We start from the raw sequence: 12,171 nt of genomic DNA, 5'->3' as shown, positions 1-12,171 counted from the left end.
CGGGGCGCCCCAACCGGGGCGCCCCTTTTTCCTCTCGTGAAGGTGCAGGACGATGCAGAAGCTGCTGCTGGCGGTGGACCGGTTTTCCACCTGGGTGGGCAAGTTCTTCGCGTGGGCAGCGGTTGCGCTCACGCTCTTGATCACCTGGGAAGTGTTTTCGCGCTATGCGCTCAACAAGCCGCACGGCTGGGTGCTCGACGCGCAGATCATGCTCTACGGCGCGATGTTCATGACGGCCGGCGCCTACACGCTCGCGAAGAATGGCCACGTGCGCGGCGACGTGCTGTACGGCTTCTTCCGACCGCGCACGCAGGCGAGCATCGACCTCGTGCTCTACATCGTGTTCTTCCTGCCCGGCATCGTGGCGCTCACCTGGGCCGGCTGGACGTTTGCGCAGGACTCGCTCGCCATCCGCGAGCAGACCTTCAACGCAGACCCGCTGCCGCTGTACCCCTTCAAGTTCATCATCCCCCTCGCCGGTGCGGTGCTGCTGCTGCAAGGGCTGGTGGAGATCGCGCGCTGCGTGATCTGCCTGCGCGACGGCGCCTGGCCCTCGCGTGAGGAAGACGTGGAAGAAGTCGACGTCGACAAGCTCAAGGAAATGGTCAACGTGAAAGACGAAGACATCGCCGCCCTCGACACCTACGCGCAGCGCCAGTCTCGCGAGGAGGGCCGGTCGTGATCAAGCTGCGACGCGAACTGTGGTTCGGCTTCATCCTGATGGGGATCATCATCGCCGGCGCGCTGGCGATGCTGGCCAGCGCCCCCGTCATCACCAACGGGCACATCGGCCTCCTGATGCTCTCGCTGGTGGTGGTGGCGATCATGCTCGGCTTCCCCACCGCCTTCACGCTGATGGGCATGGGCATGCTCTTCACCTGGCTCGCGTATGACCGCGACTGGCACAAGACGCTCGACCTGATGGTGCAGTCGGCCTACAAGGTGATGGCCAACGACGTGCTGATCTCGGTGCCGCTCTTCGTCTTCATGGGCTACCTGGTCGAGCGGGCCAACCTGATCGAGAAGCTCTTCAAGAGCCTGCACCTCGCGCTCGCGCGCGTGCCGGGCTCGCTGGCGGTGGCCACGCTCGTGACCTGCGCGGTGTTCGCCACGGCCACCGGCATCGTGGGCGCGGTGGTCACGCTGATGGGCCTGCTCGCCTTCCCGGCGATGCTGCGGGCCGGCTACAGCGTGTCGCTGTCGGCGGGCGCGATCACCGCGGGCGGCTGCCTGGGCATCCTCATCCCGCCCTCGGTGCTGCTGATCGTCTATGGCGCAACCGCGGGCGTGTCGGTGGTGCAGCTGTATGCGGGCGCCTTCTTCCCCGGCCTGATGCTCGCGGGGCTGTACATCGTCTACGTGATCATCATCGCCAAGCTCAAGCCGAGCATCGCGCCACCGCTCTCGGCCGCCGAGCGCGCGGTGCCGCTGCCGGCGCCCTTGGTGCAAGCGGGCCTGTCTGGCGAGCAGCGCGCGCTGCCGGCGCTGCTGAATGCGCTCAAGGGCCAGCGCAACCACGGCGTGCCCACCGGCTACCTGCTGCGCCAGCTCGCCGTGGTGCTGTTGCCGCTGGCAGTCTTCGTGCTCGCCTCGCTGTGGGGCCACCACCTCGCCACGCGGGCTGCGCCGGTCGAGGGCGCGACGGAGCTGCAGCAGATGGGCGTCGACAGCGCTGCGCCGTCGGCCACCGAGCGCAGCGGGCTGCAGGAGCCCGGCGGGCTGCAGGAACCCCAGAGCGAGGGCGGGCTGGCCGAGCCGCCGTCGGACGACAAGCCCGGTGGCCTGGCCGAGCCGCCATCGGAGCCGCAGGCGCTCTCGGAGCCTCCGGGCGCGCAGGCTTCCGAGCCCGCCAAGAGCGAGCCGTCCGCCAGCGTCAGCGAGCCGCCCGGGGCGGCGGCCGAGGCGGCCTCGCAGCCCGCCGCGGGTGCGGCCAGCGAGGCGCCGCGCGGCTACTGGGTCGGCTTCGGCATCGGTGCCGCCGCACTGCTCGGCTTCTACGTCCTGCTGAGCTTCAGCCGGCTCGAGATCTTCAAGATGCTGCTGTCGAGCTTCTTCCCGCTCGTGATCCTGATCCTCTCGGTGCTGGGCTCCATCGTCTTCGGCCTGGCCACGCCCACCGAGGCGGCGGCGGTCGGGGCCTTCGGCGGATTCATCCTCGCGGCGGCCTACCGGCAGCTCAACCTGCGCATGGTGAAGGAGTCGGTCTTCCTCACCGCCAAGACCTCGGCGATGGTGTGCTGGCTCTTCGTGGGCTCGGCGATCTTCTCGGCCGCGTTCGCGCTGCTGGGTGGGCAGGAGCTGGTCGAGCGCTGGGTGCTCGGCATGAACCTCACCAAGACCGAGTTCCTGATCCTCAGCCAGTTCATCATCTTCATCCTCGGCTGGCCGCTGGAGTGGACGGAGATCATCGTGATCTTCATGCCGATCTTCATCCCGCTGCTCGACAACTTCGGGGTCGACCCGCTGTTCTTCGGCCTGCTCGTCGCGCTGAACCTGCAGACCGCCTTCCTCAGCCCGCCGGTGGCGATGGCGGCCTTCTACCTGAAGGGCGTGAGCCCGCCGCACGTGACGCTGAACCAGATCTTCGGCGGGATGCTGCCCTTCATGGCGATCCAGGTGCTTGCGATCGTGCTGCTGTACATGTTCCCCCAGATCGGCCTGTGGCTGCCGCAGCTGCTCTACAAGTGAGCCGCGGGCGCATACTGCCGAGACGATGAGCCGCACGCCGATCGACTTCTACTTCGACTTCTCGTCGCCGTATTCGTACGTCGCGTCGGAGTGGATCGGCGCCCTCGCGGCGCGGCATGCGCGCACCGTGCGCTGGCACGCCATCCTGCTCGGCGCAACCTTCCAGGCGGCCGAACTGAAGAGCCCGGTGTCGCACCCGATCAAGCGCGAATACGCCATGCTCGACTTCGAGCGCTCTGCACGCTTTGCCGGCGTGCCGCTCACGATGCCGCAGCCTTTTCCGATCGCCACGCAAAACGCCGCCCGGCTCTTCTGGTGGCTGCAGGCGCAGGACGAGGGCCGCGCCATCGCGTGGGCGCACCACGCGTTTCGCGCCTACTTCACGCGCGGCGTGAACCTCAACGACCCGCCGGTGCTCGCCGCGCTGGCGCAGGAATTCGGTTTGCCGCAAGGGGAGGCCGAGGCCGTGTGGAGCGATGCGGCCTGGAAAGACAAGCTCAAGCAGGCGAACGAACAAGCGATCGCCGCAGGGGTGTTCGGGGCGCCGTTCTTCGTGATCGACGGCGAGCCGTTCTGGGGCAACGACCGGCGTGCGCAGATGGAGCGCTGGCTGGAGAAAGGCCCTTTCTAGACCTTGCGATCACGAATCTTCTGGAGGCATGTGCGATGAAGAGAACCGCCAAGGCCCTGGTCGATGACACGATGGCCCGCGTCACCACCTACACGGTGGAGCAGGCGCGCGAGATGCATGGGCAACCCGGTGTGCAGGTCGTCGATGTGCAGGATGTGCGCGAGCTGGAGCGCGAGGGGGTGATCCCCGGCAACGTGCCCGAGCCCGCCACCGACACCGAGTTCGTGCTCTTCGGCGACTCGGGCTGGCACTCGGCCCAGACCACGCAGGTGCTCACCGAGACCGGCGTGGCCCACACGCCGGCGCGCAAGGGCGCCGGCTGACCGTCAGGCCACTCAGGTCGCCCGCGCGGCCTGGGTGTCGACGCCGCACCAGGCGGCGTGCATGGTCTTCGGGCCGTCTGCGCCGCACCAGGCCGCCGGTGACCGGGGGGCGTCGGCGCCACACCATGCGGCGTTCTGCTGCGGCGCATCGGCACCGCACCACGCGGCCTGCTTGGCCTGGCGCTCGGCGCCACACCACGCCGCCAGGCCCTGGGCGCTCTCGGCGCCGCACCAGGTGGCCTGGCCGCCTGCAGCGTCACCGAACTCCCGGGCATACAGCGACTGCGTCATCTCGAAGGCCGACTGCAAGGCCATCGCATCCTCTTCGCCGCGCAGCCCGAAGTAGGGGTAGTGGTGCAGGAAGTAGCCGAAGATCGCCTCGCAATCGGCCGCGTACTTGCGCGTGTCGAGGATGTGCAGGTGCCAGAAGTGGTCCACCTCCTGGTCGGGCGCGAGCATCAGGTCGGGGTACTTCGCGTGCAGCGTCAGGTAGCGCTTGTAGGCCAGCGCGATGCGCTCGGCGTGTTCGGGCGTCCAGCCGTAGCCGTCTTCCTGGCGCGTCGCCTTGAACTTGATCGGGGTGAGATCGAGGGCGTCGATGGCCGAGAGCGTCTGCGCGAGGAGCTGGGGGTTCAGAGCAGTCATGTGTCCTCCATTGGCGATGTGTCGCACGCCATCGACACGACGACGTGTGACCGGGCCATGATGCGCCGCGTCGCACCGCAATAGCCACCCCCTAGAATTGACGTATACGTCAATCAGCATCCCTGGACGGTCCATGCCTGCACTCACTTCCAAGCTCAGCCCGAGGTCCGAGGAATTCAAGGTCAACGCCAGGGCCATGCGTGTTCTGGTGGACGCGCTGAATGCCCTGCTCGCAGAGGTGGCATTGGGCGGCGGCACGGGGCCCCGCGTGAAGCACGTGGCGCGCGGCAAGCTCTTGCCGCGCGACCGCGTGGAGATGCTGCTCGACCCCGACACGCCCTTTCTTGAAGTCGCGCCGCTGGCGGCGCATGGCATGTATGGCGGCGACGCGCCGGCCGCGGGTGTCATCGCCGGCATCGGGCGTGTGTCGGGTGTCGACTGCATGATCGTCTGCAACGACGCCACGGTGAAGGGCGGCACCTACTACCCGATGACGGTGAAGAAGCACCTGCGCGCGCAGGAGATCGCGCAGGCGAATCGACTGCCCTGCATCTACCTGGTCGACAGCGGCGGCGCCAACCTGCCCAACCAGGACGAGGTCTTCCCCGACCGCGACCACTTCGGCCGCATCTTCTTCAACCAGGCGCAGATGAGCGCGCAGGGCATCCCGCAGATCGCGGTGGTGATGGGCTCGTGCACCGCGGGCGGCGCGTATGTGCCGGCGATGAGCGACGAGTCGATCATCGTGAAGGAGCAGGGCACGATCTTCCTCGCCGGCCCGCCGCTCGTGAAGGCCGCGATCGGCGAGGTGGTGAGCGCCGAAGACTTAGGGGGCGGCGACGTGCACACGCGCCTGTCCGGCGTGGCCGACCACCTGGCGCAGAACGACACGCACGCGCTCGCCATCGCACGCAACGCGATGGCCCGCCTCAACTGGAAGAAGCCGCAGCCGCTCGCCTGCATCGCGCCGCGCGAGCCGCTCTTCGATGCAGCCGAGCTGCACGGCGTGATCCCCACCGACACCAAGAAGCCCTTCGATGTGCGCGAGATCATCGCGCGCATCGTCGACGCGAGCGAGTTCGACGAATTCAAGGCGCGCTATGGGCAGACGCTCGTCACCGGCTTTGCGCACATCGAGGGCATGCCGGTGGGCATCGTCGCCAACAACGGCGTGCTGTTCTCGGAGTCGGCGCAGAAAGGCGCGCACTTCATCGAGCTGTGCTGCCAGCGCAAGATCCCGCTCGTCTTCCTGCAGAACATCACCGGCTTCATGGTCGGCAGGAAGTACGAGAACGAAGGCATCGCCAAGCACGGCGCGAAGATGGTGACGGCGGTGGCCACGGCCAACGTGCCGAAGTTCACCGTCATCATCGGCGGCAGCTTCGGCGCCGGCAACTACGGCATGTGCGGCCGCGCCTACGACCCGCGCTTCCTCTGGATGTGGCCCAACGCGCGCATCTCGGTGATGGGCGGCGAGCAGGCCGCCAGCGTGCTCGCCACCGTGCGGCGCGACGGCATCGAGGCCAAGGGCGGCACGTGGAGCCTTGAAGAAGAGGCCGCGTTCAAGCAACCGATCCGCGAGCAGTTCGAGCGCCAGGCCGACCCGTACTACGCCACGGCCCGCCTGTGGGACGACGGCATCATCGACCCCGCCGACACACGCCGCGTGCTGGCGCTCGGCTTGAGCGCGAGCCTGAACGCGCCGATTCCCGATGCGAAGTTCGGCGTGTTCCGCATGTGAAGGAGGCCTGAGGTGAGCAGCTTGGACATCCAGCGCGACGGCACCGTCGCCCGCGTCTTCCTCAACCGGCCCGAGGTGCGCAACGCGTTCAACGACACGGTGATCGCCGAGCTCACCGCCGCCTTCACGACGCTCGGGCAGGACGGGCGGCTGCGCGCCATCGTGCTCGGCGGCCATGGCAAGGCCTTCTGCGCCGGGGCCGACCTGTCGTGGATGCGCGCGATGGCCGACTACAGCTGGGAGCAGAACCGCGCCGATGCGCAGGCGCTGGCCGACATGCTCTACACCGTGTGGCGTTGCCCGGTGCCGGTGGTAGGCCGCATCCATGGCGACTGTTATGCCGGCGGCGTGGGCTTGGCGGCGGTGTGCGACGTGCTGGTGGCCTCTGACGCGGTAGCGTTCTGCTTGAGTGAGGCCAAGCTCGGCCTGCTGCCGGGCACGATCAGCCCGTACGTGATCCGCGCCTTGGGTGAGCAGGCCTCGCGCCGCTACTTCGTGACGGCCGAGCGCTTCAGCGCAGCACAGGCGCACGCACTCGGCTTCGTGCACGAGCTGTGCAGCGCCGAGGCGCTCGATGCCAAGGTCGACGAGATCGTGGCCGCGCTCTGTGCCAACGGGCCGATGGCGCTGCGCGCCTGCAAGCAGCTCGTGCAGGACGTGGCCGGCGTGCCCGTCGACGAGGCCCTGCGTGCCGAGACCGCGCGCCGCATCGCCGACATCCGCGCGAGCGACGAGGGCCGCGAAGGGGTGCAGTCCTTCCTCCACAAACGCAAGCCTTCGTGGCTTGACGGAATGTGAACGGGTTGGATACCACGCAGCTTTTTGCCATCGCCGCGGCCCTGGGCTGGGCCAGCGGCCTGCGCCTGTACGCGGTGGTGTTTCTCACCGGCCTGGCCGGCACGCTCGGTTGGGTGCCGCTGCCGCCGGGCCTGCAGGTGCTGCAGAACCCGCTGCTGCTCGGCGCGAGCGGGCTGATGATGTTCACCGAGTTCTTCGCCGACAAGATCCCCGGCATCGACACCGTGTGGGACGTGCTGCACACCCTCGTGCGCATCCCCGCCGGTGCGGCGCTCGCCGCGGGCGTGTTCGGCATGGACGAGGCCTCGACGGCCGCGGCCGCCGCCGTGCTGGGCGGCCTGCTTGCGGCCACCAGCCATGCGGCCAAGGCCACCACGCGCGCGGCGGTCAACACCTCGCCCGAGCCGTTTTCGAACTGGGGCCTGTCGCTCGCAGGCGATGGTGCCGTGCCGCTGATGCTGTGGTTGTCGTGGGTGCACCCGTGGGTGTTCTTCGCGGGCCTCGCGCTCGCGGTCGTCGCGATGTTGGTGCTGATCTGGGTGCTGGCCAAGTTCCTGCGGCAATTGCTGCGGCGTTTCGCGCGCGCGATCCCAGCCTGAATGGAGACACGATGTTCAAAAAAATTCTGATCGCCAACCGCGGTGAGATCGCCTGCCGCGTGGCCGCGACCGCCAAGCGCCTGGGCATCCGCACGGTGGCGGTGTATTCCGATGCCGACGCGCGCGCCAAGCATGTGGCGGTGTGCGACGAGGCCGTGCACATCGGCCCCTCGTCGCCGAAGGAGAGCTACCTGCGCAGCGAGCGCATCCTCGCGGCCGCGAAGGCGACGGGTGCCGAAGCCATCCACCCCGGCTACGGCTTCCTGAGCGAGAACGAAGACTTCGCGCAGGCCTGCGCGGAGGCTGGCCTCGTGTTCATCGGCCCGCCCGCGTCGGCGATCCAGGCGATGGGCCTGAAGGCCGAGAGCAAGCGGCTGATGGCGAAGGCGGGCGTGCCGCTGGTGCCGGGGTATCACGGCGCCGACCAGGATCCTGCGCTCCTGCAGCGCGAGGCCGAAGCGATCGGCTACCCGGTGCTCATCAAGGCGAGCGCGGGTGGCGGCGGCAAGGGCATGCGCATCGTGGCGGCCGCGGGCGAATTCGCGCAGGCGCTCGCGTCGTGCCAGCGCGAGGCGCAAAACAGCTTCGGCGATTCGGCGGTGCTGATCGAGCGCTACGTGACCAAGCCGAGGCACATCGAGATCCAGGTGTTCGGCGACACGCAGGGAAACTGCGTCTACCTCTTCGAGCGCGACTGTTCGGTGCAGCGCCGCCACCAGAAGGTGCTGGAAGAAGCACCCGCGCCCGGCATGACCGAAGCACTGCGCCGCCAGATGGGCGAGGCTGCGGTGGCGGCGGCCAAGGCGGTGGGCTATGTCGGCGCGGGCACGGTCGAGTTCATCGCCGAACCCGCCACCGACGGCGGCCTGCGCTTCTACTTCATGGAGATGAACACCCGCCTGCAGGTCGAGCACCCGGTGACGGAGGCCATCACCGGCTTCGATCTCGTCGAGTGGCAGCTGCGCGTGGCGAACGGCGAGCCGCTGCCGGTGAAGCAGGAGGACCTGCGCATCCACGGCCACGCGATCGAGGCGCGCATCTGTGCCGAGAACCCCGACAAGCAGTTCATGCCGGCCACCGGCACGCTGCAGGTCTACCGCACGCCGCTGAGCAGCAGCTTCGAGCGAGCCGATATCCGCGTCGACGCCGGCGTGCGCGAGGGGGATGCGATCTCGCCCTACTACGACTCGATGATCGCCAAGCTGATCGTCTGGGGCGCCGATCGCGAGCAGGCGCTGGCCCGGCTGGATGCGGCTCTCGCCCAGACGCACATCGTGGGCCTGCACACCAACGTGGCCTTCCTGCGCCGTGTGGTGAAGAGCCGATCGTTCGCGCAGGCCGATCTCGACACCGCGCTCATCGAACGCGAAAAGGCGGTTCTCTTCGACACCCCACCGCTGGCCGCCGAGGTGGCCGCCGCCGGCGTGGTGGCGCATGCGCTGGCCGCCGAGCAGGCCTTGCAGGGCGACGACCCGTGGTCACGCCGCGATGGCTGGCGTCTCTTCGGTGGCGCACGGCGCCGCTTCGAGCTCGAGATCCAGGGCACGCACCAGACGGTGACCCTCGAGCGCGCCCACCGCGGCGGCGCGATGACGCTGGCCCTCGGCGAGCAGCGCTGGGCCTTCGCCGTGGCCTCGTCGGACGGTGAGCGCCACGAGGTGCAGCTCGGCGAGCGCCGCGTGCCGCTCGCCGTCTATGCCTTCGGCGAACGGGTGAGCGTGTTCGCACCCGACGGCGCGGCCACGGTGTCGGAAGTGGACGTGCTGGCCCACGCCGGTGAAGGCGCGGTGGAAGGCGGCAGATTGACGGCGCCGATGCCGGGCAAGGTCATCAGCTTCCTCGTGCAACCCGGCCAGGCGGTGACGCAGGGCCAGGCGCTGGCGGTGATGGAGGCGATGAAGATGGAGCACGCGATCGTCGCGCCACGCGATGGCAAGGTCGAGGCGCTGCTGTACGCGCCGGGCGATCAGGTGCCCGAAGGCGGCGAGCTCTTGAAGCTCAGTGCGTGAACGCTCAGCGGGTGACGACGCGCGGCCCGCGGCGCAGCCACTGCGTGGCACTGCGCCAGCTGCTTTCTTCCGGCTCTTGCGCGGGCGGGCGCGAAACGCCGAAGCCCGAGGTGTGGCGCGCCCATGCGGCGTCTTGCGGTGCATCGGCCTTCACGGCCACTTCGGGAGCGGCCAGCTTGCCGGCCTGCACGAACTGCCGTGCGAGCGAGACCAGTTCGCGGTTGCCCGAGGCCTGGCAGACGAAGAGCACCTCGCGGGCTTCGCCGGCATCGGACAGCATGGCCGGCACGTTGATCCCTTCTCCCAGGTCGCGCTTGAGGATGAAATGGATGCGTGCTGCGATGCGCAATTGAACTTGGTTCGACACAGGTCACTCCAGCAGTTGGAGTATCTTCATCCCGTGAGACAGGGGTCGCCATCCCTACTCGTGGGGGTCCGTGACTTCAGTCACCCATATTGAGGATTTGGTCATGTTTCCTAGCCATGTGACGCTCGTCGAGGTGGGCCCACGGGACGGTTTGCAGAACGAGAAACAACACGTCGCCGCAGCGCACAAGATCGAGCTGGTGCACCGCTTGCAGGCCGCGGGCCTGCGTGAGATCGAGGCCACCAGTTTCGTGAGCCCCAAGTGGGTGCCGCAGATGGCCGACAACGCCGAGGTGATGGCGGGCATCGTGCGCCAAGGCGGTGTGCGCTACGCCGTGCTGGTGCCCAACATGAAGGGGCTCGAAGCGGCGTTGCCGACCAAGCCCGATGAAGTGGTCGTCTTCGGTGCGGCGAGCGAAGCCTTCAGCCAGCGCAACATCAACTGCAGCATCGCCGAGAGCATCGAGCGTTTTGCACCGGTGGTCGCCGCGGCACACGACGCCGGCCTCAAGGTGCGCGGTGCGATCTCGTGCGCGCTCGGCTGCCCCTACCAGGGTGAGGTGAGTGCCGACGAGGTCGAACGTGTGGTGCGCCTGATGAAGGAGATCGGCGTCGACCATTGCGGTGTGGCCGACACCATCGGCGTGGGCACACCGCGAAAGGTGCAGCGCGCGATGGAGCGTGCGTTGAAGCACTACCCGCTGGTCGAGGTCAGCGGCCATTTCCACGACACCTACGGCCAGGCGCTCTCCAACATCTACGCCTGCCTCGAGCTCGGGGTGCACACCTTCGACGCGAGCGTGGCCGGCCTCGGAGGCTGCCCCTATGCGAAGGGTGCGACGGGCAACGTCGCCACCGAGGACGTGCTCTTCATGCTCAACGGGCTCGACATCTCGACCGGCATCGACCTCGATGCGCTGGTCGACGCCGGGGCGTACATCTCCGGGGTGCTGGGCCGCCCGCCGGTGTCGCGCGTGGGCCGTGCGATGCTGGCAAAGCGAGAGAAAGCGAACGCATGAGCGACATCGAACTGAACGACAAGCCGGAGGGCTTTCGCCGCGTCACGGCCCTGCTTGCCGAGAAGGGTCATCCGCACGCGCCGGTCTACCTCGACGTCACCGCACGCACTGCGCAGGAGGCCGCCGATGCGCTCGGCGTGCAGCTCGGCCAGATCGCCAAGAGCGTGATCTTCAAGCGCAAGCACGACAGCGCGCCGGTGCTCGTCGTCACCTCGGGCGACCTGCGCGTCGACGTGGAGAAGGTCGCTGCGCTCACCGGCCCGCTGGGGCGTGCCGATGCCGACTTCGTGAAGGCTGCGACCGGCTACTCCATCGGCGGGGTGTCGCCGGTGGGCCACCTCACGCCGCCGGTGATGCTGATCGACCGCGAGCTCGCACGTTTCGACGAGATCTGGGCTGCCGCCGGCCACCCCAACGGTGTCTTCAAGCTGACCCCCGCGCAACTGCAGGCGATGACCGGCGCACCGATGGCCGACGTCACGCCCTCGCCCTGACATGCCCGCCGCCACCGCACCCGTGCCGAGCCCCTGCATCAGCGTGTGCCGCATGCACCCGCAAAGCGGCCTGTGCGAAGGTTGCCTGCGCACGATCGACGAGATCGCCGCCTGGTCCACGCTCGACGACGACGCCAAGCGCCGGGTGTGGCGCCTCATCGAGCAGCGCCAGGCCGAACAACCCTTCTTCGACCTGCCCGCGCCATGAAGCACCTGCGTTTCAGCTTCGACCCGATCTCGCCTTACGCCTACCTCGCCTTCGAACGCTTGCCTCAGGTGCTCGAAGGCCTGAGCTACAGCGTGAGCCACGAGCCCATCCTGCTCGCCGGCCTGTTGCAGCACTGGGGCCAGAAAGGCCCGGCCGAGATCGCCCCCAAGCGCGACTGGACCTACCGCCAGGTGCTGTGGCTCGCCCATTCGCTGCAGCTTCCGCTGCAGATGCCGGCGGCGCACCCGTTCAACCCGCTCGCGCTGCTGCGCCTGCTGGTGGCCACGGCGCCGGCGGGCGGCACGCCCAACCGCTGGGCCTGCGAGCAGGTGCTGCACCACGTGTGGCGCGGCGGGGCCGATGCGACCGATGCCGGCCGGCTGGAAGCCCTGGCGCAGCGCCTCGCGCCGCAGCGTGACGTGGCGAGCGCGGAGGTGAAGGACGAGCTCAAGGCCGCGACCGCCGCGGCCGCCGCGCGGGGCGTCTTCGGCGTGCCGACGGTCGAGGTCGACGACAAGCTCTTCTGGGGCCTCGACGGCCTCGCGCTGCTGTCGGCCTACCTGCGCGGCGAGCCCTGGTTCGACGGGCCGGACTGGGCCTCGGTGTCAGCCATCCCGGCTGCCGTTCAGCGAAAACACTGATCTCGCAAG

Annotated in this window: 14 protein-coding genes; 12 read left to right on the top strand and 2 right to left on the bottom strand. The window is 68.7% G+C overall.

Going from position 1 to position 12,171, the window contains the following annotated elements:
* The first annotated feature begins 52 nt into the window (after window positions 1-52).
* The 4 genes from JI745_RS11445 to JI745_RS11430 are packed head-to-tail and all read left to right on the top strand — an operon-like array spanning window position 53 to window position 3,642.
* Window positions 53-682: a TRAP transporter small permease subunit gene (locus JI745_RS11445; RefSeq protein WP_201806313.1), complete on the top strand. Its 630-nt coding sequence runs from the start codon at window positions 53-55 to the stop codon at window positions 680-682.
* The gene (locus JI745_RS11440) at window positions 682-2,688 is read left to right on the top strand and encodes a TRAP transporter large permease subunit (protein WP_201812491.1); all 2,007 of its coding nucleotides are present in this window, start codon (window positions 682-684) and stop codon (window positions 2,686-2,688) included. Before JI745_RS11445 ends, JI745_RS11440 begins: the two co-directional genes overlap by 1 nt.
* 25 nt (window positions 2,689-2,713) lie before the next feature.
* Window positions 2,714-3,319 (top strand): 2-hydroxychromene-2-carboxylate isomerase, encoded by a 606-nt coding sequence (locus JI745_RS11435; RefSeq protein WP_201806311.1) that lies wholly within the window; start codon window positions 2,714-2,716, stop codon window positions 3,317-3,319.
* 35 nt (window positions 3,320-3,354) lie between these two features.
* Entirely contained in the window at window positions 3,355-3,642 is a 288-nt protein-coding gene (locus JI745_RS11430; protein ID WP_201806309.1) for a rhodanese-like domain-containing protein, read from the top strand.
* Between the two features lie 12 nt (window positions 3,643-3,654).
* On the opposite strand, the gene JI745_RS11425 is transcribed toward JI745_RS11430, so the two are convergent.
* A complete protein-coding gene (locus JI745_RS11425; protein ID WP_201806307.1) occupies window positions 3,655-4,287 on the bottom strand; it encodes a hypothetical protein in 633 nt (210 codons plus the stop codon).
* Window positions 4,288-4,420: 133 nt separating this feature from the next.
* Between JI745_RS11425 and JI745_RS11420 the strand changes: the two genes are divergently transcribed.
* Genes JI745_RS11420 through JI745_RS11405 form a run of 4 tightly spaced genes read left to right on the top strand, consistent with a single transcriptional unit; the run spans window position 4,421 to window position 9,434 of the window.
* Window positions 4,421-6,028, top strand: coding sequence for a carboxyl transferase domain-containing protein (locus JI745_RS11420; RefSeq protein ID WP_201806305.1), 1,608 nt, complete (start codon window positions 4,421-4,423; stop codon window positions 6,026-6,028).
* Between the two features lie 12 nt (window positions 6,029-6,040).
* Window positions 6,041-6,826: an enoyl-CoA hydratase/isomerase family protein gene (locus JI745_RS11415; protein ID WP_201806303.1), complete on the top strand. Its 786-nt coding sequence runs from the start codon at window positions 6,041-6,043 to the stop codon at window positions 6,824-6,826.
* Window positions 6,823-7,425, top strand: a complete 603-nt coding sequence (locus JI745_RS11410; protein ID WP_201806301.1) for a DUF4126 domain-containing protein — start codon at window positions 6,823-6,825, stop codon at window positions 7,423-7,425. The genes JI745_RS11415 and JI745_RS11410 overlap by 4 nt, the downstream gene beginning before the upstream one ends.
* Window positions 7,426-7,436: 11 nt before the next feature.
* On the top strand, window positions 7,437-9,434 hold the full coding sequence (locus JI745_RS11405) for an acetyl/propionyl/methylcrotonyl-CoA carboxylase subunit alpha (protein ID WP_201806299.1): 1,998 nt from the start codon (window positions 7,437-7,439) through the stop codon (window positions 9,432-9,434).
* A gap of 4 nt (window positions 9,435-9,438) precedes the next feature.
* Here the strand turns inward: JI745_RS11405 and JI745_RS11400 are convergent, their stop codons facing one another.
* On the bottom strand, window positions 9,439-9,801 hold the full coding sequence (locus JI745_RS11400) for a hypothetical protein (protein WP_201806297.1): 363 nt from the start codon (window positions 9,799-9,801) through the stop codon (window positions 9,439-9,441).
* A gap of 103 nt (window positions 9,802-9,904) precedes the next feature.
* Between JI745_RS11400 and JI745_RS11395 the strand changes: the two genes are divergently transcribed.
* From JI745_RS11395 to JI745_RS11380, 4 genes are read left to right on the top strand one after another with little or no spacing between them, the layout of a single operon-like run.
* The gene (locus tag JI745_RS11395; protein WP_201806295.1) at window positions 9,905-10,819 is read left to right on the top strand and encodes a hydroxymethylglutaryl-CoA lyase; all 915 of its coding nucleotides are present in this window, start codon (window positions 9,905-9,907) and stop codon (window positions 10,817-10,819) included.
* On the top strand, window positions 10,816-11,313 hold the full coding sequence (locus JI745_RS11390; protein ID WP_201806293.1) for a YbaK/EbsC family protein: 498 nt from the start codon (window positions 10,816-10,818) through the stop codon (window positions 11,311-11,313). Before JI745_RS11395 ends, JI745_RS11390 begins: the two co-directional genes overlap by 4 nt.
* A 1-nt stretch (window position 11,314) precedes the next feature.
* Window positions 11,315-11,521: a DUF1289 domain-containing protein gene (locus JI745_RS11385; RefSeq protein WP_201806292.1), complete on the top strand. Its 207-nt coding sequence runs from the start codon at window positions 11,315-11,317 to the stop codon at window positions 11,519-11,521.
* Window positions 11,518-12,162, top strand: a complete 645-nt coding sequence (locus JI745_RS11380; protein WP_201806291.1) for a 2-hydroxychromene-2-carboxylate isomerase — start codon at window positions 11,518-11,520, stop codon at window positions 12,160-12,162. Before JI745_RS11385 ends, JI745_RS11380 begins: the two co-directional genes overlap by 4 nt.
* The last annotated feature ends 9 nt before the right edge of the window (window positions 12,163-12,171 follow it).

Source organism: Piscinibacter sp. HJYY11, from assembly GCF_016735515.1.
GTDB lineage: Bacteria > Pseudomonadota > Gammaproteobacteria > Burkholderiales > Burkholderiaceae_C > Rhizobacter.
Note: the sequence above shows the minus strand (reverse complement) of the source record. Positions and strands in the feature narration are given on the sequence as shown.

Bases quoted from the DNA above. Each gene is read 5' to 3' on its own strand.
- JI745_RS11420 (WP_201806305.1), top strand. From the start codon at position 4,421: ATGCCTGCACTCACTTCCAAGCTCAGCCCGAGGTCCGAGGAATTCAAG.
- JI745_RS11405 (WP_201806299.1), top strand. From the start codon at position 7,437: ATGTTCAAAAAAATTCTGATCGCCAACCGCGGTGAGATCGCCTGCCGC.
- JI745_RS11385 (WP_201806292.1), top strand. From the start codon at position 11,315: ATGCCCGCCGCCACCGCACCCGTGCCGAGCCCCTGCATCAGCGTGTGC.
- JI745_RS11395 (WP_201806295.1), top strand. From the start codon at position 9,905: ATGTTTCCTAGCCATGTGACGCTCGTCGAGGTGGGCCCACGGGACGGT.
- JI745_RS11425 (WP_201806307.1), bottom strand. From the start codon at position 4,287: ATGACTGCTCTGAACCCCCAGCTCCTCGCGCAGACGCTCTCGGCCATC.
- JI745_RS11435 (WP_201806311.1), top strand. From the start codon at position 2,714: ATGAGCCGCACGCCGATCGACTTCTACTTCGACTTCTCGTCGCCGTAT.
- JI745_RS11445 (WP_201806313.1), top strand. From the start codon at position 53: ATGCAGAAGCTGCTGCTGGCGGTGGACCGGTTTTCCACCTGGGTGGGC.
- JI745_RS11390 (WP_201806293.1), top strand. From the start codon at position 10,816: ATGAGCGACATCGAACTGAACGACAAGCCGGAGGGCTTTCGCCGCGTC.
- JI745_RS11430 (WP_201806309.1), top strand. From the start codon at position 3,355: ATGAAGAGAACCGCCAAGGCCCTGGTCGATGACACGATGGCCCGCGTC.
- JI745_RS11380 (WP_201806291.1), top strand. From the start codon at position 11,518: ATGAAGCACCTGCGTTTCAGCTTCGACCCGATCTCGCCTTACGCCTAC.